The following is a 23,083-nucleotide window of genomic DNA, read 5'->3' on the forward strand; positions in this document are numbered from 1 at the left end:
CTCGCTTTCGCGGTGGGGATGGCGGGTGCGGCAAGACTGCCGAGACTGGCTGCCGGAGTGCGTCGGCCGATGCGCCGGCCTGGCCAGGTGCGCGCCAGCGGGGGATTGAGCGCAGAAGGTGTGCGCTGGCTCCGGCGACCGGCCGCGAGGCAGGAGCTCGAAGCGCACCTCATCGCCAGGCCTTCACCATCAGCACCGCGCGATCCAGCACCCGTCCCGAAGTGGTGCGCGGGGCCAGCATTCGCGTCCGCACCGACTCCGGTGTGTCCGTCGCCTCGACGCTGTAGCGCGGCTGCAACCAGCGCCCGCTGTGGGCGGGGCGGGCGTCGCTGGTGAACACTGTGCGGTAGCCGGCTGTGCGGAGCGCTCGCAGGACCTTGCGGTTGTAGGCGCCGAAGGGGCAGGCGGCTGTGGTGACCGGGGCGCCGATCGCGGTGGCGATGCGGGTGCGCGCGTCCTGGAGTTCGATGTGCTGGTCGGCGGGGTTGACGTGGGTCCAGGGGCGGTGGGCGGCGCCGTGGGTGCCGATTCCCATGCCGGCGGCGGCGAGGGCTCGCAGGGCGTCTTCGTCGAGGTTGCCGGGGGTGCCTAGGCGGTCGGCTATGGGGAAGAAGTCGGCGGTGAGGCCTCGTTCCTGGAGGGCCGGCAGGGCTGTCGCCGCGTCGGAGGCGTTGCCGTCGTCGAAGCTCAGGCGGATGGTGTCGCGGTGGTCGGCGCACAGGTCCAGGACGTGGAGGAACGCCGATTCCGTGACCCAGTAGCGGTGTTCGTCCGGTTCGCGCTCGGGGCCGTTCGGTGTGCCGATTCCGTGGAAGGAGATGTTCCTCAGCTCTGTCCCGTTCACGCTGGTCCGCCCTCCTCGGCCGGCTGTCTGGCCGGCCCGTCCTTGTCCCACTGGGTGTAGAAGCTCGAAGGGTTCACGAGGTAGCGGACCGTCGGAACCGGTAGGTGCGTGATGCGGTGGCGGCGCGTGAAGCGGTACATCATTTCCCAGTCCTCGCGCGGCAGCAGGCCGATCGGGCGGGGCATACGGCTGAAGGTCAGGGCACGCGTGCGGATCGCCACGAAGGCGTTGCAGTCCAGGAACGAGTCCCACGATGCGCGCTTGCGGTCGAACGGAACCGACAGCACGTCGAGATCTGTGCCGTCGGGCAGCACGCGGTGCAATGCGGTGTAGACGCCCGCCAAGTCGGGGGAGTCTGTCAGGGTCTTGATGGCCAGCGCGAGGTGGTCGGGCTCCCAGACGTTGTCGTCGTCCAGGAAGGCCACGTAGCGCGAGGCGGTCAGCCGCATCCCGACGTTGCGGACCAGGCCGAGGACGTGCGAGTTCGCGGACAGTGACACCGTGCGCAGCCGTGGGTCCGCCGGCAGGTCGGCCGCTTCCAGGCCGCCTCCGCCGTCGTCGACCACCACGACGACGAGATCCGACCACGTCTGCCCCAGGGCCGAGCGCACCGCGGCGGCAAGTCCCTCGGGCCGTTTGTAGGTCGGGATGACCACGGCCGCCGTGGCGGACAAAAGCGGCGTCTCGCCCAGCAGCCGTCGCACTTCCCGATCTTCGAACCGACGCATGCGGAGCACACTCGGCCAATTCAGAGTTCTGTTTCGCCACTCGAAGATCACCTGCCAACCGACCAGTCGGTTCGCGGTGTCCTTGCCCCAGCGCACCGGGTTTCGCGCCATCCCCATCCCCCTACCCCACCGGCCCGGCCGGGCTTCGGTGGTTGTCCCACAAGCGACCATGTCTGGACACAGTTCGTATAGCAGTAGAACGACGCTAAGTGTTAGCCATGATACTTCTCACGGACATCTCGCGCGAAGTATCTCAGCCCACTACGATGCTGCTCGTTCGACAGTGTTCGGGCAATTACGCAACGGTCATAGCCGGGGATGTGCGGGGCGGCTGGCGTCGGGCGGTGCGATGAGATTCCGTGGGGGGATTTCGGCATGGCGGTCGGGTCGGGCGTGGAACGTCAGGTCGTGCGGGTAAGACTCGCGCGGTCCTGGACGATGAGATTTGGCAGACGGGCCGGAACGGCGCTGCTGCTGACGATGGACTGGACGTGCGCGATGGCGGCCGCCTGGCTCGCGGTGCCGGTCCAGGACGACTGGCCGGTGCTGGTCGCCGTGCCGGTGGCCTGGGTCGGTGCGGCAGGTGCGCACCGGTTGTACGAGCGCCGGCATGTCGGGCCGGGCACCGAGGAGTATCACCGGATCCTGCGGGCTTGCCTGGCCGCGATGGCGGCGTTGGCGGCGCTGTGCGCGCTGGTGGCCCGCAACGACCGGCTGGTGCGCGGGGTGCTGCTCGCGGTGCCGGCGGCGGCGGTCGGTTCGCTGGTGGCCCGCAAGGCGCTGCGGGCGCTCCAGGCCCGGAACCCCGGGTGGGCCACCCGGTCGGCGCTGTTGGTCGGCAGCTCGATTCAGTGCTCGGCGATGGCCGAGGTACTGCGCCGGGAGCGGTCGGCGCTGCGGGCGGTCGCGGCCCTGGAGGTCGCCGGCCCGGGCCAGGCGCCGCTGCCGACGCAGGGGATGCCGGGTGCGGCGGGCACCGCTGGCACAGCGACGGCGGCGAACAGCGTGAACAGCGTGAACAGTACGACAACCGCGACCGGCGCGGCAGGTGCCCAAGAGGCAGCGGCGCCGCCGACGCCACCGCCGAATCCGTTGGACCCGCTCATCATCGGCACGCTGACCGCGCACGGCGGTCCCGGCGACGCCGAGCAGGTCGCGACGGCGTTGCAGGTGACCGGGTGCGAGGTCGTGGTGCTGATGCCCGGCCCGCATCTGGGGGCGGCGGCGCTGAGCGGGCTGGGCTGGCGGCTGGCGAGCGTGGGCGTGGACATCCTGGTCGCGCCGTTCCTGAGCGAGATCGCGCCGGCCCGGCTGGCAGTGCGGCGTGACGGCGGCGTGCCGCTGTTCCACATCCGCTCGCCGCGGGTGTCGCGCGGGGCCCGGGTGCCGAAGGAACTCGGCGAACGCGTGATGGCGGCGCTCGGTCTGGTGCTGCTGGCCCCGATCTTCCTGGCGGTGTCGCTGGCGATCCTGCTCGGCGACGGACGCCCGATCTACTTCCGGCAGGTGCGCGTGGGGCTGCGCGGCGAGCACTTCGTGCTCTACAAGTTCCGCACCATGGCGACCAACGCCGCGGCGGCGAAGCCGGAGCTCGCGCATCTGAACGTGAACGCCGACGGCCTGCTGTTCAAGGCCCGCCGCGATCCGCGGGTGACGAAGGTCGGCGCGGTGCTGCGCCGCTACTCGCTGGACGAGCTGCCGCAGCTGCTGAACGTGGTGCGCGGCGACATGGCGCTGGTCGGGCCGCGTCCGCCGCTGCCGGAGGAGGCCGCGAAGTACAGCGAGGAAGTGCGGCGCCGGCTGCTGGTCAAGCCGGGGCTGACCGGGCTGTGGCAGGTGAGCGGCCGCTCCGATCTGGCGTGGGCGGACGCGGTCCGTCTGGACCTGGGATACGTCGAGAACTGGTCGTTGGGCCTGGACGCGGAGATCTTGCTGCGCACCGGCTCGGCCGTCGTCAAGGGTAAAGGAGCGTACTGAGATGTCGGGGGGAACGCGGGCCGCGGAGCGGCCGGGCATCGCGGTGGTCGGCGCCGGATACTGGGGGCCGAACCTCGTACGGAACTTCATGGCCTCGCCGGACTGGGATCTGCGCTGGCTGTGCGATCTGGACACCGAGCGGGCCGAGCACGTCGCGGCGCCTTATGCCAGCGTCCGGGTGACCGGCGCGCTGGATGAGGTACTGGCCGATCCGCGGGTGCAGGCGGTGGCCATCGCCACACCGGCGCGGACGCATCGGAACGTGGCCTTGGCGGCGTTGCGGTCGGGGCGGCATGTGCTGGTCGAGAAGCCGTTGGCCGCTACCGAGGCCGAGGGGGCCGAACTGGTCGCCGAGGCGGCGAAGCGCGATCTGGTGCTGATGTGTGACCACACCTACTGCTACACGCCGGCCGCGCTGGCTATTAGGGACCTGATTCATTCTGGCGAGCTCGGCGAGGTCCACTTCGTCGACTCGGTGCGGATCAATCTGGGGCTGATCCAGCCGGATGTCGATGTGTTGTGGGACCTGGCGCCGCATGACCTGTCGATCCTGGACTTCATCCTGCCGCCGAATCTGAAGCCGGTGGCGGTGGCGGCGACCGGAGCGGACCCGATCGGCGCGGGACGGACGTGTGTCGCTTATCTGACGTTGGCGTTGTCGTCCGGGGCGATCGCGCACGGGCACGTGAACTGGCTTTCGCCGACCAAGGTGCGCACGACCATCGTCGGCGGCTCCAAGCGGACGCTGGTGTGGGACGACCTGAATCCGGCGCAGCGGGTCAGCGTCTTCGACCGGGGCGTGGACCTGGCCACCCCGGACGAGCTCGGCGTGGACCAGCGGCGGGCGGCCTTGGTGTCGTACCGGATCGGCGACATGGTGGCGCCCGCGCTGATCGAGCGGGAGGCGTTGGCGGCGGCGGTCGAGGAGTTCGCGCGGGCGGTGCGGACCGGGACGCCGGCGGCCACGGACGGCCGGGCCGGTCTTCGAGTTCTGCGAATCCTGGAGGCCGCTTCGCGCAGCCTCGCCGAGAACGGAGCCCTCGTGGCTGTGGGAGACGACGCCTTGGAGGGCGAATGAAGGGCACTGATGGCGAGCTCGTCGGCGCGGCGGTCGGAGCGGGGACTGCCGACCTGTCGGCGGCCGCGGAGGCGCCGACCACGGCTGGCGCCTCCGTCGACTTGGCGGGAAGCCGGGCACTGGTCACCGGGGGCGCGGGCACGATCGGATCGCACGTCGTGGACCGGTTGCTGGACGCCGGGTGCGCGTCGGTGGTCGTCCTGGACAACTTCGTGCGCGGTCGGCGGGCCAACCTGGCGGCGGCGCTGCCGAGCGGCCGGGTGCAGATCGTCGAGGGGGACATCGGGGACCGCGGGCTGCTCGCGGAGCTGACCGCGGGTACTGACTTGGTGTTCCATCTGGCGGCGATCCGGATCACGCAGTGTGCCGAGGAGCCGCGGCTGGCCAACGAGGTGCTGGTCGACGGGACGTTCAACGTGCTGGAGGCCGCCGCGGCGGCCGGGGTGCGCAAGGTGATCGCGTCGTCCTCGGCTTCGATCTACGGACTGGCCGAGCAGTTCCCGACGGACGAGCGCCACCACCCGTACAACAACGACACCTTCTACGGCGCGGCGAAGGCGTTCAACGAGGCGATGCTGCGGAGCTTCCGGAGCATGTACGGGCTCGACTATGTCGCGCTGCGGTACTTCAACGTCTACGGCCCGCGGATGGACATCCACGGGCTGTACACCGAGGTGCTGATCCGGTGGATGGAACGCATCGCCGCCGGCCAGCCGCCGCTGATCCTCGGCGACGGCACGCAGACGATGGACTTCGTGCACGTCGCCGACATCGCGCGGGCGAACGTGCTGGCGGCCGCGGCGGACGTCACCGACGAGGTGTTCAACGTGGCGTGCGGTGTCGAGACCAGCCTGAACGAGCTGGCGAAGACGCTGCTGGAGGTCATGGGCTCGGACATGCCGGTGGAGTACGGCCCGCCGCGCGCCGTGAACGGCGTGACGCGGCGGCTGGCGGACACGGCGCGGGCCGCGGCGGGGCTGGGGTTCGTGGCGGAGATCGGGCTGCGGGAAGGGCTTGCGGATTTGGTGGAGTGGTGGCGGGCGGAGCAGCCGACTGCTGTCGCACTGGGGTCAGAGCCAGAGCCAGAGTCAGGGCCAGGGCCAGGGTCGGAGTCGGCGTCCGGGTCGGGTGCGCCGGTGGCCGCAGACCACGCGACCAGCTTGGTGGCGGTCGCGGCCGAGCGGGCCGCGGCGGCGGCCAAGTCCGCGTCCGGGGCCGTGCCTGAGGGAGCGGCGTCGTGAGCACCACGGTGGCTACCGAGGCCGCGTCGCGCATCCCCGTGATGGTGCCGTGGCTCGGCGAGGAGGAGGCCGCTGCCGCCGCCGAGGCGGTGCGGTCCGGGTGGGTGGCGCAAGGGCCGCGGGTCGCAGAGTTCGAGCGGGCGTTCGCCGCCGAGGTCGGGGCCGCGCACGGGGTGGCTGTCAGCTCGGGGACCGCCGCGTTGCACCTCGGCCTGGTCGCGCTCGGGATCGGCGCCGCCGACGAAGTGGTCGTCCCCTCGCTGTCCTTCATCGCGACCGCGAACGCCGCGCGCTACGTCGGCGCGACGCCCGTCTTCGCCGACGTCGAGCCGGCGACCGGGAACCTGACGCCCGCGACCATCGAGGCGGCGCTGACCTCGCAGACACGCGCCGTGATCCTCGTGCACCAAGGCGGCGTGCCGGCGGATCTGGACGCGATCCGGGCTCTGTGCGAGGAGCACGGTCTGGCGTTGCTGGAAGACGCGGCGTGCGCGGCGGGCGCTCGCTACCGGGGCCAGCCGGTGGGCGTCGGTGCGCAGGTGGCGGCTTGGTCGTTCCACCCGCGCAAGCTGCTCACGACCGGCGAAGGCGGCATGGTCACCACCGACGACGCCGAGCGGGCGGCCCGCATACGCCGGCTGCGCGAGCACGGCATGAACGTCTCGGCCGCCGATCGGCACGCGAGCGCGAAGCCGGTGCTGGAGGCCTACCTGGAGACCGGCTTCAACTACCGGATGACCGACATCCAGGCCGCGGTGGGGCTGGTCCAGTTGCGGAAGCTGGCCGCGACGGTCGCGGAGCGGCGTGAGCTGGCGTCGCGGTATCAGCGCGAGCTGGCCGGTATTCCAGGGCTGACAGCGATATCAGACCCCGGATACGGCGAGACCAACTACCAGTCCTTCTGGGTGCGGCTCGACGACACCTTCCCGGTAGACCGCGACGAGCTGCTGCTCAGGCTCTCCGAAGCTGGCATCTCCGCACGTCGCGGCATCATGGCCGCGCACTTGGAGCCAGCCTACGCGGACGTCAGCACCCCGAGCCTGCCGGCCACCGAAGCCCTGAGCCTGGACTCGCTGATCCTGCCGGTGTTCCACGGCATGACCGAGGCGCAGCAAGACCGAGTGGTCGCGGTCCTGAAGGCGGCCGTACATGGCTGACCTGGCCGTTACCGGACCATCGTGGTCGCGGATCGCGGTGGCGGGAGCTGGGGGCTTCGGCCGCGAGACCGCCGACGCTCTGCGCGATCTGTACCCGGACTCGGACGTCTTCGCCGGATTCCTCGACGACGCCCTGCCCGAGCTGCCGATCGCCGGCCAGGTCCTGGGTCCGATCGACCTGATCCACGAGCGGCCAGACCTGCGACTCGTGGTCTGCGTCGGGAACCCGCGCAACTACTTCTCCCGAGCCGCGATCGTCGAGCGCCTGGGCCTGCCGGAATCACGGTACGCGACCGTCGTCCATCGCCGAGCCCACGTATCGCAGACCTCGACGGTGGGCGCCGGATCGGTGCTCCTGGCCGCTGCCGTCCTGACCGCGCAGGCGAAGATCGGCCGGCACGTGGCCGTGATGCCGCAGGTCGTCGTGACCCATGACGTCGTGGTCGGCGACTACGCGACCCTGGCGTCCGGCGTGAAGCTGGGCGGCGGCGTGGCGGTCGGCGAGGGTGCCTACCTCGGGGCCGGGGTGTTGGTGCGCGAAGGGGTGCGCATCGGGGCCTGGGCGCAGGTCGGCATGGGCTCGGTGGTGCTTCGGGACGTGCCGGACGGCGAGGTGTGGGTCGGCAATCCGGCCGGCAAGCTCCGCGACGCCGCGTTCCCGGAACTCCTGGCCCGGCGAGCGGTGCTTTGACCACCCGTCCATCAGCCTCACTGTCCGCTTCGCCGACCACCGCGCCGGGCCGCGCGGTGCACCGATACCCACCGGAGGACCAAACCATGAGCCCGCGCATACCCCTGGTCGACCTGGCCGCCGCGCACGCGGAGATCGCGCACGCGGTGCAGGCCGGGTTCGCCGAGGTGCTGGCCACGACGGGGTTCGTCGGAGGTCCGCAGGTGGCGGCCTTCGAGCGTGAGTACGCCGCGTTCGCCGGCGTGAAGCACTGCGTCGGCGTCGCCAACGGCACGGACGCCGTCGAGCTGGCACTGCGCGCGGTCGGCGTCCGGCCGGGCGAGGAGGTGATCGTGCCGGCGAACACCTTCGCGGCGACCGCCGGCGCGGTCGTGCGGGCGGGTGCCGAACCGGTGTTCGTGGACTGCGATCGGAGTACCTGCCTGATCGACGTGCCGGCGGCGCTGGCCGCGATCGGTCCGGCGACCAAGGCGATCGTGCCGGTCCACCTCTACGGCCAGCTCGCGCCGGTCGAGGAGTTGCGGGCCGGGCTGAACGGGCTCTCCGAGGCGGTGAGGAGCCGGGTTCGAATAGTCGAGGACGCCGCGCAGTGCCAAGGCGCGAGGCGGCGCGGTCGCACGCCCGGCTCCGGTCCCGGGGCGATCGCCGCGACGAGCTTCTACCCGGGCAAAAACCTAGGCGCCTACGGCGACGCGGGCGCTGTCCTCACCGACGACGAAGATCTGGCCGAGACCGTGCGCAAGCTCGGCAGCCACGGCGGCCTGGCCAAGTACGCGCACGACATCCCCGGCGTCAACAGCCGGCTCGACGCGCTGCAAGCCGTGGTCCTGCGCGCGAAACTGCGCCGGCTCCCGGAGTGGAACGTCGCGCGGCAGGAGGCGGCGTCGTACTACGACAAGCTGCTCGGCGGCCTCGACGGCGTCACGGTGCCGACCGTGCTGCCGGGCAACGAGCACGTCTGGCACCTCTACACCGTCCAGGTCGCCGCGCGCGACGCGGTCCTGGCCGAGCTGGAAGCCGAGGGTATCGGCGCCGGGATCCACTACCCGGTGCCGCTCCACCACACCGGCGCGTTCGCTACTGACGCGTCGTTCCCGCACGCCGAACACATCGCGGCGCACACGCTCTCCCTGCCGCTGCACCCGCACCTGATGCGGGAGCAGCAGGAGACCGTGGTCGCCGCCCTGGCCCGGGCGCTGTCCGCGCCCCGGCGCCGTCCGTTGTAGCACCAGGGCACTCGAACGAGGTCGCGGAACGATGTCGCAGAGCAAGATTCTCAGTGGATTGAGGAAGTCCGCCTCCGCGCTCGTCGCGGTGGCGGTCGCTGGAGTGGTGACGGTGTGGGGCGTGGCCCAGCCGGCGCAGGCGAGCTGCGGGAACGCGGTGGCGTGTGAGAACCAGCAGACCGCGGGCGTACAGGACCTGACCGACGGCGCCGGGAACCTGGCGACGTACACCAGCGCCTACGGGGACATCCAGGGGTTCTCCACGGCCCAGAGCGTCCTGCCGGGCGGCACGATCACCTTGAAGGTGGAGTCGCCGACGCAGTACGCGGTCGAGGTCTCGCGCCTGGGCTACTACGGCGGCGCCGGCTCGCGGCTGATGTCGTGGAGCATGAACACCTCGACCGGGACGTATCCGGCCAACTACGGCAGCACCCTGCCGGCCTGCGACTCCGACAAGTCCACGGGCTTGGTGGACTGCGGGAACTGGTCGGCGCCGGTGTCGATCCAGGTGCCGTCGAACGCGGTGTCAGGGATCTACATCATCGCGCTGGAGCAGTGGGACAGCACCGACGCGCTGATCGGCTACATGCCGGTGCCGGTGGTGGTGCGCGAGCCCGACAACGCCGCGCACCACAGCGACATCGTCGTGCAGACCTCGGATGAGACCTGGCAGGCCTACAACACCTACGGCGGCCAGGACCTGTACGTCGGCAACGGCCCGGCGCCAGACGGCCGCGCGTACCGCGTCAGCTACAACCGGCCGCTGCCGGACATCGGACAGAACGGGGTCTTCGGCTCGGAGTTCGCGCTGGTGTACTGGCTGGAGGAGAACGGCTACGACGTCAGCTATATCTCAGGGATCGATGCCACCACGGATCCGGCGTCGGTCAGCAACCACAAGGTCTTCATCTCCTCCGGCCATGACGAGTACTGGAACCAGAGCCAGTGGAACAACGTCATGGCTGCGCGCAAGGCCGGACAGAACCAGATCTTCATGTCCGGCAACGAGGTGTTCTGGCGGACCCGCTTCGAGAACAGCATCGACGGGACGAACACGGCCAACCGCACCCTGACCACGTACAAGATGACCAAGCTGTACGGCACCAACCCGGTGGACGGCGTCCCGGACCCGACCGGGCAGTGGACCGGGACCTGGATGGATACGCACGGCATCGGGACCGGTGCCGCGCCAGAGGACCAATTGACCGGATCGCTGTTCTCGGTCAACGCGAATCAGTACTCGCCGATCACGTTCTCATCGAACTACGCCGACTTGCGGGTGTGGCGCCACACCTCGGTCGCCAGCCTCATCTCCGGTTCGGAGAGCACGCCGTACGGCCTGCTCGGCTACGAATGGGACTCCGACTTCCCGGACGCGACCAGACCGGCGGGCGAGATCGACCTGTCCTCGACGACGTTGACCGTGGACCAGCTCCGGACGGACTGGGGCAACGACTACGCGACCGGGCAGGCCACCAACAGCCTGGTGGAGTTCCGCGACCCGACCTCGCACGCGCTGGTGTTCGGGACGGGCACGGTCCAGTGGTCGTGGGGCCTGTCGAACCTGCACACCGACAACACCGGCGTCGCCAACCCGCCGGATCCGCCGAACCAGAGCACGACCCAGGACCGGGACGTCCAGCAGGCGACGATGAACGTCCTGGCCGACATGGGCGAGCAGCCGACGACGCCGCAGGCCGGGCTGGTGACCGGGACGGCGCTGCCGGCCGGCACGCCGGGACCGACGACGTCGGTGACCGCTCCGGCCTCCGGTAGCTCGGTGCAGGTTCTCAAGCCCCTGACAGCGACCGGCGTGGCGACGCCGGCGGCCGGGACCGTGGTGGCGCGGGTCGAGGTCTCGGTGGACGGCGGCAGTACTTGGCACGCCGCCAGCACCACGCAGACCACCGGTGGGGCGGTGTCGTGGAGCTATCCGTGGACGCCGACCACGATCGGGACGGCACAGATCCTGGTGCGTGCCGAGGACGACAACGCGGACATCGGGTCCGCGCAGTCGGTGAGCCTGACGGTCGGGCCGCAGATCTGTCCGTGTGTGATCTTCCCGTCCACCGCCTCGCCCGCGACCCCGGACAGCGGGGACGGCTCCTCGGTGGAGGTGGGGACCAAGTTCCGCACGTCCACCGCGGGCAAGATCACCGGGATCCGCTTCTATCAAAGCCCGGCGAACACCGGCTCCCACGTGGCGAGCTTGTGGACCTCGACCGGGCAGCTGCTGGCGTCCACCCCGGCTTCGACGGCGACGGTGACGCAGCCCGGCTGGCAGACGTTGAATCTGACGACCCCGGTGACGATCAAGGCGAACACGACGTATGTCGTCTCCTACCATGCGCCGGTCGGGCACTACGCGGCTGACCCGGGGTACTTCACGTCCAGTGGGGCCGGGCAGGTGCCGATCAAGGCGTTGCAGACCGGGGTCGACGGCGGGAACGGGGTCTTTTCCTACGGGGCGTCGACGGTGTTCCCGAACAACTCCTTCAACGACACCAACTACTGGGTGGATCCGGTGTTCGACAACACCGGGGTTCCGACCACGCCGCCCACCGTGACGAGTACGAGCCCTGGCTCGGGGTCGACCGCGGTGTCACCGACGACGCAGGTGTCGGCGTCGTTCAGTTACGGGATCGACATGACGACGGTGAACTTCACGGTCAAGGACGGGACGGGTACCGCGGTGCCCGGGTCGCTGAGCTATACCGCCGCGACGAACACTGTGGTGTTCACGCCGGACAGTCCGTTGGCCCTGAGCACCGGCTACACGGCCTCCATCCAGGCGGACGACGTCAACGGGAACGCCATGACCGCGCCGGTGACGTGGACGTTCACCACGGCGGCGACGATGCCCGCGCCGCAGTGTCCGTGCACGTTGTGGCCGACGTCCACGGTGCCCGCGACGGTGGATTCCGGGGATGGGAACTCGGTGGAGCTCGGGGCGAAGTTCTCGTCGTCGGTGGCCGGGAACGTGACGGGTCTTCGCTTCTATAAGAGCACTGGGAACACCGGGACCCACACCGGGACGCTGTGGAGCGCTACCGGGCAGCAGCTGGCTACCGGGACGTTCACCGGTGAGAGCGCGTCCGGGTGGCAGACGTTGACGTTCGCGACGCCGGTGAGCATCGCGGCGAACACGCAGTATGTGGTCTCCTATCACGCGCCGGTCGGGCACTACTCGGCCGACGCCGGGTACTTCGGGTCCGCGCATACCTACTATCCGCTCAGTGCGCCGGCTAGTGGGAACGGGGTCTATGCGTATGGATCCACGACCGCGTTCCCGACCAACACCTACAACGCGACGAACTACTGGGTGGACCCGATCTTCCAGACGGCGGCGCCGGCCCCGAGTGCGGGGGCGACGCAGTTGCAGAGCCCGAGTTCGCGGGTCAGTGGGGGGCGGACGACGGGGTCGACGGTGCCGGGGGCAGGGCGGATCTCGCTGCGTGAGGATCCGGTGATGGACCCGACGCATCCGATCACGACCGTGCTGCCGGCTACCGCGGATCCGGCTTCGGTGAAGGTGTCGGTGGTGACGGCGGCGCCGGTGCCGGGGCAGGAGTGGGAGCCGGGGACGATCATGCCGGGATACGTGACGTTCGATCCGACGACTCGGATCGTGGCCTTCCACCCGGAGGGGTTGCTGCCTCGGAACGGCACGTATCGGGTGACGGTGAATGCGAACGTTGATAATGACGATCCGACGCCGCCGCTGACGTGGGTCATTGCCCCGACGACGGTTGATGGCGGGTCGTCTCGCGTGCCGGGGATGGGGACGCCGGTGGGAGTGGCGCCCGGGGTGTTGCCGGGGCCTTCCTATGGGAGCCGGAGTAACCGGCCTGGGGTTCGGTAGGCGGTTCGGCACGTGTGGGATCAGTAGGCGTGGGTTCGTCGATTCGGATCGGGCGGAGTGATATGGGCAGTGTCAGCGTCGTGATTCCCTGCTATCGGTACGGGCATTTCTTGGCCGACTGCGTGCGGAGCGTGCTGGACGAACAGCCCGGCGTCGATGTTCGAGTACTGATCATCGACGACGCTTCGCCCGACGACTCGGCGGATCGGGCCCGGGAGTTGGCGGCCGCCGATGCCCGGATCTCGGTGGCGGTGCACGAGGCCAACCGGGGGCACATCGCCACCTACAACGAGGGGCTGCTGGACTGGGCCGAGAGCGACTACTGCGTGTTGCTGTCGGCCGATGACCGGCTGACGCCCGGGGCGTTGGTGCGGGCGACGGCGCTGCTGGACGCGAACCTGTCGGTGGGGTTCGTCTACGGGCATCCGCTGACGTTCCAGGACAGTGCGGCGCTGCCGGTCGCGCGCGGGGCGGACTGGCGTCCCGGGCAGTGGGCGGTGCGGCCGGGGCTGTGGTGGCTGCGGCGGCGGTTCCGGACGGCGCAGGGGTGCATCACGTCGCCGGAGGTGGTGATGCGGACGTCGGTGCAGAAGCGCATCGGCGGCTACGACCCGGCGCTGCCGCACTCCGGGGACATCGAGATGTGGATGCGCGCGGCGGCGGTGGCGGACGTCGGGCACATCCGCGGCGCGGACCAGGCGTACTACCGGCGACACGGGGCGAACATGTCCACGGTGGACTTCGGCGGCCAGCTGGACGACTTGCGGCAGCGGCGCGCGGCGTTCGAGTCGGTGCTGGTGAAGTGTGGCGAGGCGATGCCGGAGGCTGACGCTTGGGCCGCGGAGATGCGGCGCAAGCTGGCGCGGCAGGCGCTGCGGCGGGCGGTGCGCGCCTATGACAAGGGGCTGACGCACACGATCCCGGTCGCGGAGCTGCTGGCCTTCGCGGCCGACTGCTGGCCGGACTACCGCCGGCTGCCGGAGTACGCGGGGCTGCGGGTGCGGCGCGCGGTCGGCGAGCGGGCGATGCCGTACCTGCGGCCGCTGGTGGTGAGCGCGGCGGTGAATCGGGGTCGGGAGTGGGTCTGGTGGCAGTCCTGGCGGCGGCGGGGTTGGTGAGCCGATTCGGAGCTTGATGTGCCCTTTCGCCTGGACTGAATCCTCCACAGACCGAACCTTCCCGGGCAAGTCCCAGCGTTACAATCCCTGTCATTGAAGTGACTGGGGGCGCAGGGGTGGATACGACACATCCTGATCCGGCCGGATCCGCGGATCTCGCGGAGTTCATCGAGGCGTTGGGTCAGCTGCGGGTCTGGGTCGGCGCGCCCTCGTATCGGACGTTGGCCAAACGGGTCGGGCCGGTGCTCCGGCCGCCGCGGGCGGTGGCGGCGTCCACGATCGCCGATGTGTTCCGGGCCGGGCGGCGCCGGTTGGACCTGGATCTGGTGGTGGCGATCCTGCGCGCGCTGGGCCTGGCCGAGGCCGAGGTCGAGCAGTGGCGGCGGGCCTGCCTGCGAGCGCACGCCGGGCCCAAGCCCGGCGGGCCGGCCGGGTCGGCCCGGCAGCTCCCCGCGGATCTGGCGACTTTCACCGGGCGCACGGCCGCCTTGCAGCAACTGCTCGACGCCGCGATGGCGCCGGCCGGCGACGGGCTGACCCCGATGGTCGTGGTGTCGGCGATCGAGGGCATGGCCGGCGTCGGCAAGACCCGCCTGGCCGTTCACGCCGCCCATGCGCTCCTCCGGGCCGGGCACTACGGCGAGGCTCAACTCTTCGCCAACATGCGCGGGTTCGACGCCGATCAGCCGCCGGTCGATCCGGCGACCGTGCTCGCGGAGTTCCTGCGGGCGCTCGGGGTGCCGACCTCGCGGATCCCCCGGGACCGGGACGAGCGGGCCGCGATGTTCCGCGACCGCCTGCACGGCAAGCGGGCCCTGATCCTGCTGGACAACGTGGCCGACGAGGACCAGATCAGGGACCTGATTCCGGCCAGCCCGAGCTGCCTGGTCCTGGTGACCAGCCGACGCAGCCTGCTGGGGCTGGACGGCGCGAACTTCGTCCAGCTCGACGTCTTCACCTCGGGGGAGACCCGAGCCCTGCTTGAACGGATCGTCGGCGACACGCGGCTGAAGGGCGAGTCCGCCGCGGTGGCCGAGATCGGGGAGGCCTGCGGCGGTCTGCCGTTGGCGGTCGCACTGGCCGGGTCCCGGCTGCGGGCCCGGCCCACGGCGCAGCTGGCGGACTTCGTCGGCCAGTTGCGTTCCGACAAGCTCGATGCGTTGGAGCAGAGCAATCGGTCACCCAGGCTTGTCTTCGACCTCTCCTATGACGGCCTGAGCGCCCGGCTTCAGTCCGTTTTCCGGCTGCTCTCCCTGCATCCTGGCCGGGACTTCACGGCGGACTCCGCCGCGGCTCTCGCCGGGACGTCGGTCCTTGAGGCACGCTCGGCTCTGGAGGATCTGGCAGACGAGAACCTGCTCCAGGTGAAGCCTCAGGGCCGGTATGAGATGCACGACTTGCTGCATGCTTACGCAGCCAAGAAGGCCGAAGAGGACTGTTCGGAACATTCGCGTGATGAAGCGGTGCGAAGGGTGCTTGCCTGGTACGTGACGCAGACGGATGCCGCCGCCCAGACCATCAATCCGACGCGCTACGCCATTCCGGTCCCGGACCGTGAGACGCTCGGCTACACGGCGGCCTTCGCATCCAGTGCGGAAGCCATCGCGTGGTTCGAGATGGAGCTGGCGAGTATCCAGGCCGCGGTGGAGACGGCGGCGAAGTTCGGCATCCGGTATCCGCAGTGGCGGATCCCGGCTGTGACCTCGATCTACTTCGGGACCGTGGAGAACTGGGAGCCCTCGATCAGGCTTCTGCGACCGGCGATGGACGCGGCCCGGGCGGTGCGGGATCCGTCGGCGCAGGCTTGGATCTCCGGCCGGTTGGGCGGGGCCGAATATCGCCTGGGAATGGTCGATGAAGCCGGCGCCCATCTCGAAACCGCGCTGGAGATGTTCCGCGCTGTCGGTGACCGGGACGGCGAGAACGCCACGATGGTCTCCCTGATCTGGTTCCACATGGAGGCCGGACAGCCGGAGCTGGGGCACGAACGCGGACGTGAGGCGCTGGTCCGGCTCCGCCAGACCGGCGATCGGAACGCCGAGAGTAAGGTCCTGAACAACATGGCCGTGTGCCTGCACGCGTTGAACCGGCCGGAGGAGGCACTGGAGTGCCTGATCACGGCGCTGCCGATCATCGAGGGGACGAACGATCCTTACGGTCTGGCCATGGCCAATCGGAATATCGGCTACACCACCCTGGTGTTGAGGCGGTTCGAGGACGCGGAGCGGTGGCTGCGCCGTGCGGCGGAGGTCTATCGGGCGAACGGCGATCACTTCCGGCACGCGGAGTGTCTGCACGGGATCGCCTCGGCGCTCAACGGGATGGGGAACGTGCAGGCGGCTGAGGAGCTGGTCAAGGCGTCCTCTGCGGTCTTCCGGGGCCTGGGTCGGGACGAGGCCGCGCGTTTCCGGGCCCGGCTGGACGCGTCGCCGCTGCGCTATCGCCCCGCGGCCAGGGAGTCAGAGGTCCTTGGGGCGGGGTGAGGTGCGTGTGTCGGCTGCGTTGATCCGAGGACTCAGCCGGCGCTGACCGGCAGCTGTCGTAGGCCCCTGATAGTGGACGTGGTGCGGCGGCGCACCGGGCCGGCGACCCTGAGCTTCGGCATGCGCTCGGCCAGTAGCTGCATCGCGATGTTCAGCTCCATGCGGGCCAGTGGCTGGCCCACGCAGTAGTGCATCCCGCCGGAGAAGGCCAGGTGCTCGGCTGTGGCGTTGCGTCCGATGTCGAACTCGTCGGGCTGTTCGTAGACGTCGGGGTCGTGGCCCGCGCCGCCGATCATGGTGATGACCCACTGTCCGCGGTGCACCAGCTGGCCTTCCAGCTCCACGTCCTCCAGTGCGATGCGGCTGGTGCCCTGGACCGGCGGGTCGTAGCGCAGTGCTTCCTCGACCGCCTTGGGGGCCATGCGTTCGGGGTCGGCGCGGAGTGCTTCCCATTGCTCCGGGTTCTTCATGAGCGCGAGGACGCAGTTGCCGATGACGTTGACCGTGGTCTCGAAGCCGGCGATCAGCAGCAGGAGGACCATGTGCTCCAGTTCGCCCGGCTTGACCTGATCCTCGGCCTCGGCGGCCACCAGGCGGGTGATCAGGTCGTCGGCGGGCTCGTGGCGGCGGAGTTCGAAGAGGTTTTCAAACAGGGTGTGCAGTTTGGCGTTCGCGGCTTGGAAGCGGACCGCGTGGCGTACCGACTTGATGCCGTCCAGGACGCTGCCGACGACGGCGCCGTGTTCGCCGAACTCGCGGCTGTCGGCGTCGGGGATGCCGAGCAGGTCGGTGATGACGCTGATCGGGAGCGGGGTGGCGAAGGCGGGGACCAGGTCGAACCGGCCGCCGTTCGCGGTGGCCTGGTCGAGCAGGGAGCCGACGGTCTTCTCGATGCGGTCGCGGAACGTCGGCAGGGTCTTGGGGCTGAAGGAGGGCTGGGCCAGCCGGCGCAGTCTGGTGTGGTCGGGAGCGTTCATGCCGAGGAACGACAGGTTCAGGTCCGGGTCCTGGGCGACGCCGAAACGGCGGTCGCGCAGCACCGCGTTGCAGACCCGGTGGTGCGCCGTCACGAAATTGCCGCGAGGGGTGAGTGTCAGCGTTCCGTTCTGGCGCATCAGGCGGTAGATCGCGTATGGATCCTTACGGCCTTTGGGCGTCTGGAGCATCGCCAGCGGCTCGTGCTTGACGTGCGCCAGATAGCGGACGTCTGCGCGTCGCAGGGCCAGGCCTGTCGCGAGTCCGACCGTCTGCGAGAACTTGCTCATTCCGACTCCCCCTTGTCCGGCTTGCCTGATCCCGCGCCGGTGGCCGGCGCGCCCAATCCGTTGAGCAGAGTGCTGAGCGCGAGATCCGGTGCGTCCAGTGGCGCGAGCTTGCCGAACTGGATGGATTCCGCGGCGGTGTATACGAGCGCGTAGAGCGTTTGCAGCAGCCACCAGTCCGGGGTGGTGGCGGCGAGGACACCCTCCTTGCGGGCGCGGTCCAGGACGGCGAGGCAGCGGTTCTCGACGTCGATGTAGCGCCGGGTCAGCTCGTTGTCCTCGTCCAGGGCGGGGTTGCGCCACAGGAACGTCAGCTGCGGCCCGCTCTCGATCATCGCGGCGAGCAGCTGGCGCAGGCCCGCCTTCGTGCCGGGCTCGTCCGCGACGCGATCCACGGCCTGCTCCCAGATCTCCGTGGCCCGCTGACCGACCGCACGCACCAACTCGTCCCTGGTCGCGTAGTGCTTGTGCAGCGTGGTCCGGCTGATGCCGGCGAATTCGGCGACCTCCGCGAGCGAGGCGCCGGGCTGTGCCAGGAGGACTTCCGCGACCACGTCGAGAAGGGGGCGCTTCGTCGCACGGCGGGAGCGGCTGAGAGCACCGAGGTGAACAGTCATGTTCGGAACGGTACGCCGACGTTTGAAAGCTGGCAATGAGGATCGCGGATGATCGCGTCTGAGCAGGGCGAGCCGGTTAGCCGTGAATCAGTGAGCTGTGATTCGCTCAGACGGGCGCTGATTCGTCAGCGACCACCGGTGGCGGCGAGAGCGTGGAACGTCGGCCCCGCGCGATCCGGGAGCGCATCGCGATCCACACCTCCCGCATCGCCGAAGCGGGCACGGCGACCGGCACATACACAGCTACCGCCACAAACCCCGCACCGGCGATGGCGGCGTCGGAGTTGCCGGCGACGTGGTTCACGGCCAAGGCCACCGCCACGATCAGCGCGCCGCCGAGGATTGGACGCCATGTCACCGCGAGGATGCGCGTAGGGCGGATGCCGACGGCTCGGAGCGTCACCAGGTAGGCAGGCGCGATAAGGCCCGCGGCGACGATGATGTGCCCCATGCCGACGCCGCTGAGGCCATGGTGATGCGCGCCGATGACGAGCGCGGGGATCAGGGCGGCCAGCCAGAGTGCCTGCACGGTCAGGAGCGCTCGGGATCTACCGGCGGCGACCAGGAAGTCGTAGCAGAGTTCGAAGATGATCCGGAGCAGGCCGAGGATGGCCAGGTAGCGGAGGGCCCCGGTGGCGCCGTTCCACTGGTCGCCGTAGACGGCGCGAATCACCGGGCCCGGCAGGGCCGCGAGCAGCGCGCAGGCCGGGACTGAGGCGATCAGCAGCGGTGACAGGCCGCTGGTGAAGCCCTCGGTGAGGGTGTGCGCGGACTCGGCTGCCCGCGAGAAGCCGGCGAAGGAAACGCGGCGCGCGGTCTCGGAGATGGCGCGTACCGGCCAGCTCGACATAGTGAACGCCACCCGATACAAACCCAGCGAGACCGGGCCGAGTGTGGCGCCGACCACCGCGCTGTCCGTGTTCATCGTCGCCAGGACGAACAGGCTGGCGCCGGCGAGCGGGGCCCCGTAGTGGACGAGTTCGCGGGCTGTGGCCCGGTCCCAGCCGGGCCGGAGGTACCCGGGTGCCGCGATTCCGCAGCCCACCAACGCGACCATCACTCCGGCCACGCCGCCCCACGCGAAGCTCGACGCGCCCCAGCCGCGGAACGCCAGGATCAGCGTGAGGCCGGAGCTCACCACGAAGGTCAGCAGATCGATCGTCAGTCGCGCGCGTTGGCGGAACTCGCGCATCAGGACCGCGTTCGGGACGCACGCCATGCCGTCGACGACGACCGCGAAGCACAGGATGCGCAGGACGCCGATCGCGTGCGGGGAGCCCAGCATGCGTGCGAGGTCTGGGGCCAGGAACCAGAGGCCGACGTAGAGCAGCGTGCTGGAGGCCGTCGCGAGGGTGACGACCGTCGGTGCGAACTCGCGCGGATCCCGGTCCCAGCGCACCACGGCCAGGCTGACGCCCAACTCGTTGAACGACAGCAGCACCGCCTGGGCGACGCTGCCGATCGCGTACAGGCCCCAGTCGGCCGGCGTCAGCGCGCCTCGGGCGAGGATGACGCCGGTGGCGAAGGTGCCGATCCTGATGATCAGGGTATTGATCAGGCTCCACTTGGCGGCGGAGCGGACGCGGTCGCCGAGGGATTCGGCGGCCGGTGCCGTGGCCGGGCCCGTGGCAGGTTCCGCGATGGACCCCGCGATGGGCTCTGCGATGGGCTCCACGGCGTCTTGCGATTCGCTCATTCGGCACCGGCCCGGGTCGTCGTGGCGGGTCTGGGGGCGGCCTTGGCGGCTCGGTCGGCTTTCGCGGCCTCGGAGCGTGCGATGCCCAAATACGCACCCGAACATCCGAAGAGTAAGAAGAACAGGCCGCTGAGCATGGGGAAGCTGAGTGTGTCGAACGTGGCGCTGATGACCAGCATCACGGCGAAGGCCGCGGCGAAGCACTGGCCGAGGTCGCGGTAGGCCTCGTCGCCGCTCAGGCGGCGTCCCAGCCGCCCGGCGCGGATCCCGGTGAAGTAGACGACCAGGATCGCCAGGACGCCGACGATGCCGATCTCCACGAGGGCCAGGAGGTAGTAGTCGTCTGTGTAGCGGTAGAGGATGGGGATGAACGTGGCCGGACCGCGGCCGAACCATGGCCGTTGTTGGATATAGGGCGCGACGCCCGCGTAGTCCTTGGTGCGGGCCTGCGTGCTGTTGTCGGCGTTGCCGGAGGCCGAGGAGAACAGGACCATGATCGTGCCGAGTAGCCCCGGCACAAGGACGCGGACGGCCGCGGCGCCGAACAGGGTCATGACGTAGGCGGGGCGTCGGCGCCGCTTCGGCCAGGACGGGAGCAGGACCGCCAGGACCACGACCAGGCCGATGATCGCGGTGCGGGACACCGTCATCGGCAGGCTGATGATCATGATGGTGACCGGGGCGTAGCGGCGCAGCATGGCACGCAGGCCCGGTCCGCGTCGTGCGGGGTCGCCGGCCTGTTGGATGGCGAACGGCAGATGGATCGCGATGACGGCGCCGAATTCCAGCGGCTGGGTGGTGGTGGCCTGGGCCCGGAGGTGGCCGCCGCGGGCGCCGGTGGCGGCCGGGTCGACGTTGGTGGACAGGCCGGGGATGATCAGGTGTTCGGTGAGCTGCCAGCCGGAGAAGAACTCGAGGATGCCGATCGCCGCGACGATCGTGCCGAACAGGACCAGGCGGCGCAGGAGGGTGTCGAGGCGGGCTCGGTCGGTGATCCCGGCGGAGGCGACGACGACCAGACCGCACCAGATCAGCATGAGGATCAGGGCTCGGTCGGCGGCCTGGGTCTCCAGAACGCTGGCCGATCGGCCCGAAAGACCTATATAGGACAAAGTGAACGCGGCCGTCAGCACGCACATCGCCTTGCGGACCGAGCCGGACGCCGGGTCGAGGGTGAGGCGTCCGGTCAGGCGGCCGGCCAGGAACCAGAGGAAGGCCAGGACGGAGTAGATCGTCGCCGGAGCGCCCAGGGCGCCCAGGTTGGCGACGGTCTGGGTGGCCGGGGCCAGCATGACGAGGCCGGCGTAGACGGTCAGGACCGAGGTCGCGTCCCAGCGTGGCGGCTTGGTCTCGGCAGGTGCCCGGGTCGCCGGATCAGGGCTTTGCGACATGGCGGCGGGGGTACGGCGGCCGGTGGCGCGTCTGATGCGCGAGGGCGCCGGGGCGCTCACGGTTCGGCGCTCCTCAGCGGGTGCCGGGGTCGTGATCGGTGGTCACCAGGTGTTCCAGCGGGAGCGGTTCGATGTCGATCCAGGGTTCTGTCTCGTCCTCGTCCTCCGGGTCGAGTTCGAGGTCCAGGTCCATGCTTGAGGAGATCACGAGCCTGCGGTGCGGGCCCTGTGCCGCCGCGCGGTCGCGGGCTCGTCGCAGCGCCATCGCCTCCATGCCGAAGACGGACAGGAACAGGATCCCCAGGCCGACGACGCCGGCGCCGGCCACGTCCTCGTACTTCGTCTTCTTCGACGCGGTCGGCTGCTGCGGCGGGACCACGACGACCGCTCGGATCAGCGTCGACGTCGGGAGCGCGGCGTTGGTGCTGGTCTGGATCAAGGCGAGCTGCTCGATCGCGTACTGGTCGAAGGTCTGCAGCTCCGACAGGACCGTGGCTTGGTTCTTGCCGGTCACGGTGAGGGTGAGGAAGGGCCCTGAGGCGTTCGGCGCCAGTTCCGCCGCGGCCGGGTCGACGACGCCGCGGGCCGCCAGGTCGGCGGCCGACTGGTCGGAGCTCAGGCGGCGGGCGAGGAAGTCGGCCATCGGTGTCAGGGAGCTGTCGAAGGCGAGGAACGGGTTGCCGGTGCGCTGGTTCGCGCTGGAGGCGGCCGAGGAGTTCAGGAGGCTGATCGTGGACGTGGTCAGGTACTTCGGGGCGATCATCGTCCAGGCGGCACCGGGCAGCGCGATCGCGACGATGAGTGCCGGGGCGGCTACGTACCAGCGCCTGAGCATGACGCGCAGCATCGTGCCGAGATCCATGGTCCCCCCACGTTTCGCGTTCGGCCTCGCGTGCCGGGTCCCAGACGGGGCCCGACGTCGGTCCATGATAGGGCTGTATCAGGCCTCTGGGAAGGAAACGGACGGCGCGGGTCGGGTGGGGATGTCCCGGGGCTTTCGGGGTTTCGCGCGGGGGCGCCGAGCTGCATCATCGAGGGGGTCGGCGGGTGCGGCCGGGAGTGGTCGGACGCGCGCCGGGTCGGGGCGGATCAGGAGGTTTCGGGTGCGGGCGGTAGACGGGTTCACGGTGGCGCCGGGGTGGCGCGCATCAGGGCTCTGGCACGCGGTGCGCAGCCGGGCCCGCGCGTGGTGGCTGGCCGTGCCGATCCTGGCGGCGACCCTGGTCGGCGGCTACTACGCCGCGCACCCGGCGCCCCGGTACCGGACCCAGGCCGTGATCGCGGTCGAGGCGCCGACAGCCGAGGACGCGGCGGCGGACAACCCGAACCCCTACGCCGACCAGAAAGCCTCGCTGGCGGCGACCGCTGCGCTGATCGCCCAGGGCTTGTCGAGCGATTCGAGCGCGGCGCAGCTGCACACGCAGGGGATGGCGGCCGGCTACTCGCTGACGCCGCGCAACAGCGGGACGACGCAGGAACCGGACTACTGGATGCCGCGGCTGGACATCACGGCCGACGGGCCGAGCGTGGCGGCCGCAGCGCAGTCGCTGCGGATCTTGATGGGTGCGCTGGACGCGAACCTGGTGGACCTGCAGAACCGCGTCGGCGTCGCACCGGGAGACCGGGTGACGACGCAGATGCTGGTGGCGCCCTCGACCGGACTGGTGCCGGTGCGCAAGAGCAGGGCGCTGGCCGGGGTGCTGCTGCTGGGA

At 70.3% G+C, this 23,083-nt stretch carries 17 protein-coding genes; 10 read left to right on the forward strand and 7 right to left on the reverse strand.

What is annotated here, in order from left to right:
• Nucleotides 1-169 precede the first annotated feature (169 nt).
• Both KGQ19_RS25135 and KGQ19_RS25140 read right to left on the reverse strand, forming a co-directional pair.
• Nucleotides 170-844, reverse strand: coding sequence for a polysaccharide deacetylase family protein (locus KGQ19_RS25135; protein WP_212012403.1), 675 nt, complete (start codon nt 842-844; stop codon nt 170-172).
• A complete protein-coding gene (locus KGQ19_RS25140) occupies nt 841-1,572 on the reverse strand; it encodes a glycosyltransferase family 2 protein (protein ID WP_230419382.1) in 732 nt (243 codons plus the stop codon). The genes KGQ19_RS25135 and KGQ19_RS25140 overlap by 4 nt, the downstream gene beginning before the upstream one ends.
• Before the next feature lie 375 nt (nt 1,573-1,947).
• On the opposite strand from KGQ19_RS25140, the gene KGQ19_RS51190 reads away from it, so the two are divergent.
• The 9 genes from KGQ19_RS51190 to KGQ19_RS25185 all read left to right on the forward strand — a co-directional run bounded on the left by KGQ19_RS51190 (nt 1,948) and on the right by KGQ19_RS25185 (nt 16,405).
• Nucleotides 1,948-3,549: a sugar transferase gene (locus KGQ19_RS51190; protein ID WP_212012407.1), complete on the forward strand. Its 1,602-nt coding sequence runs from the start codon at nt 1,948-1,950 to the stop codon at nt 3,547-3,549.
• Nucleotide 3,550: 1 nt separating this feature from the next.
• Nucleotides 3,551-4,627: a Gfo/Idh/MocA family protein gene (locus KGQ19_RS25150; RefSeq protein ID WP_212012409.1), complete on the forward strand. Its 1,077-nt coding sequence runs from the start codon at nt 3,551-3,553 to the stop codon at nt 4,625-4,627.
• Nucleotides 4,628-4,728: 101 nt separating this feature from the next.
• Entirely contained in the window at nt 4,729-5,868 is a 1,140-nt protein-coding gene (locus KGQ19_RS25155) for an NAD-dependent epimerase/dehydratase family protein (RefSeq protein WP_438801878.1), read from the forward strand.
• 41 nt (nt 5,869-5,909) lie between these two features.
• Nucleotides 5,910-7,025 (forward strand): DegT/DnrJ/EryC1/StrS family aminotransferase, encoded by a 1,116-nt coding sequence (locus tag KGQ19_RS25160; RefSeq protein ID WP_230419396.1) that lies wholly within the window; start codon nt 5,910-5,912, stop codon nt 7,023-7,025.
• Nucleotides 7,018-7,716 carry a NeuD/PglB/VioB family sugar acetyltransferase gene (locus tag KGQ19_RS25165; RefSeq protein ID WP_212012422.1) on the forward strand — a complete coding sequence of 233 codons (699 nt, stop codon included), beginning with the start codon at nt 7,018-7,020 and terminating at the stop codon, nt 7,714-7,716. Before KGQ19_RS25160 ends, KGQ19_RS25165 begins: the two co-directional genes overlap by 8 nt.
• A gap of 86 nt (nt 7,717-7,802) precedes the next feature.
• Nucleotides 7,803-8,942 carry a DegT/DnrJ/EryC1/StrS family aminotransferase gene (locus tag KGQ19_RS25170; protein WP_212012424.1) on the forward strand — a complete coding sequence of 380 codons (1,140 nt, stop codon included), beginning with the start codon at nt 7,803-7,805 and terminating at the stop codon, nt 8,940-8,942.
• Nucleotides 8,943-9,000: 58 nt separating this feature from the next.
• The gene (locus KGQ19_RS25175; RefSeq protein WP_212012426.1) at nt 9,001-12,804 is read left to right on the forward strand and encodes a DUF4082 domain-containing protein; all 3,804 of its coding nucleotides are present in this window, start codon (nt 9,001-9,003) and stop codon (nt 12,802-12,804) included.
• 62 nt (nt 12,805-12,866) lie between these two features.
• A complete protein-coding gene (locus KGQ19_RS25180) occupies nt 12,867-13,922 on the forward strand; it encodes a glycosyltransferase family 2 protein (protein ID WP_212012428.1) in 1,056 nt (351 codons plus the stop codon).
• A 116-nt stretch (nt 13,923-14,038) separates the two neighbouring features.
• On the forward strand, nt 14,039-16,405 hold the full coding sequence (locus KGQ19_RS25185) for an ATP-binding protein (protein WP_212012430.1): 2,367 nt from the start codon (nt 14,039-14,041) through the stop codon (nt 16,403-16,405).
• A gap of 32 nt (nt 16,406-16,437) precedes the next feature.
• On the opposite strand, the gene KGQ19_RS25190 is transcribed toward KGQ19_RS25185, so the two are convergent.
• From KGQ19_RS25190 to KGQ19_RS25210, 5 genes are all read right to left on the reverse strand, one after another.
• Nucleotides 16,438-17,670, reverse strand: coding sequence for a cytochrome P450 (locus KGQ19_RS25190; RefSeq protein ID WP_212012432.1), 1,233 nt, complete (start codon nt 17,668-17,670; stop codon nt 16,438-16,440).
• A complete protein-coding gene (locus tag KGQ19_RS25195) occupies nt 17,667-18,284 on the reverse strand; it encodes a TetR/AcrR family transcriptional regulator (RefSeq protein WP_212012434.1) in 618 nt (205 codons plus the stop codon). Before KGQ19_RS25195 ends, KGQ19_RS25190 begins: the two co-directional genes overlap by 4 nt.
• A 106-nt stretch (nt 18,285-18,390) precedes the next feature.
• Complete coding sequence (locus KGQ19_RS25200; RefSeq protein ID WP_212012436.1) at nt 18,391-19,980, reverse strand: lipopolysaccharide biosynthesis protein; 1,590 nt, start codon at nt 19,978-19,980, stop codon at nt 18,391-18,393.
• Nucleotides 19,977-21,431 (reverse strand): O-antigen ligase family protein, encoded by a 1,455-nt coding sequence (locus KGQ19_RS52060; protein ID WP_212012438.1) that lies wholly within the window; start codon nt 21,429-21,431, stop codon nt 19,977-19,979. The genes KGQ19_RS25200 and KGQ19_RS52060 overlap by 4 nt, the downstream gene beginning before the upstream one ends.
• A gap of 13 nt (nt 21,432-21,444) precedes the next feature.
• Nucleotides 21,445-22,233: a hypothetical protein gene (locus KGQ19_RS25210; RefSeq protein WP_212012440.1), complete on the reverse strand. Its 789-nt coding sequence runs from the start codon at nt 22,231-22,233 to the stop codon at nt 21,445-21,447.
• A 241-nt stretch (nt 22,234-22,474) separates the two neighbouring features.
• Here KGQ19_RS25210 and KGQ19_RS25215 point away from each other — a divergent pair.
• Nucleotides 22,475-23,083 (forward strand): hypothetical protein (locus KGQ19_RS25215; RefSeq protein ID WP_212012442.1); only part of this gene is annotated, 609 nt, incomplete at its 3' end.

The sequence above is a fragment of the Catenulispora pinistramenti genome, assembly GCF_018274385.1.
Taxonomy (GTDB): Bacteria; Actinomycetota; Actinomycetes; order Streptomycetales; family Catenulisporaceae; genus Catenulispora; species Catenulispora pinistramenti.

Coding starts and splice junctions, on each gene's coding strand:
- KGQ19_RS25140 (WP_230419382.1), bottom strand. CDS start 1,572: ATGCGTCGGTTCGAAGATCGGGAAGTGCGACGGCTGCTGGGCGAGACG.
- KGQ19_RS51190 (WP_212012407.1), top strand. CDS start 1,948: ATGGCGGTCGGGTCGGGCGTGGAACGTCAGGTCGTGCGGGTAAGACTC.
- KGQ19_RS25150 (WP_212012409.1), top strand. CDS start 3,551: ATGTCGGGGGGAACGCGGGCCGCGGAGCGGCCGGGCATCGCGGTGGTC.
- KGQ19_RS25160 (WP_230419396.1), top strand. CDS start 5,910: ATGGTGCCGTGGCTCGGCGAGGAGGAGGCCGCTGCCGCCGCCGAGGCG.
- KGQ19_RS25165 (WP_212012422.1), top strand. CDS start 7,018: ATGGCTGACCTGGCCGTTACCGGACCATCGTGGTCGCGGATCGCGGTG.
- KGQ19_RS25170 (WP_212012424.1), top strand. CDS start 7,803: ATGAGCCCGCGCATACCCCTGGTCGACCTGGCCGCCGCGCACGCGGAG.
- KGQ19_RS25180 (WP_212012428.1), top strand. CDS start 12,867: ATGGGCAGTGTCAGCGTCGTGATTCCCTGCTATCGGTACGGGCATTTC.
- KGQ19_RS25190 (WP_212012432.1), bottom strand. CDS start 17,670: ATGAGCAAGTTCTCGCAGACGGTCGGACTCGCGACAGGCCTGGCCCTG.
- KGQ19_RS25195 (WP_212012434.1), bottom strand. CDS start 18,284: ATGACTGTTCACCTCGGTGCTCTCAGCCGCTCCCGCCGTGCGACGAAG.
- KGQ19_RS25200 (WP_212012436.1), bottom strand. CDS start 19,980: ATGAGCGAATCGCAAGACGCCGTGGAGCCCATCGCAGAGCCCATCGCG.
- KGQ19_RS25210 (WP_212012440.1), bottom strand. CDS start 22,233: ATGGATCTCGGCACGATGCTGCGCGTCATGCTCAGGCGCTGGTACGTA.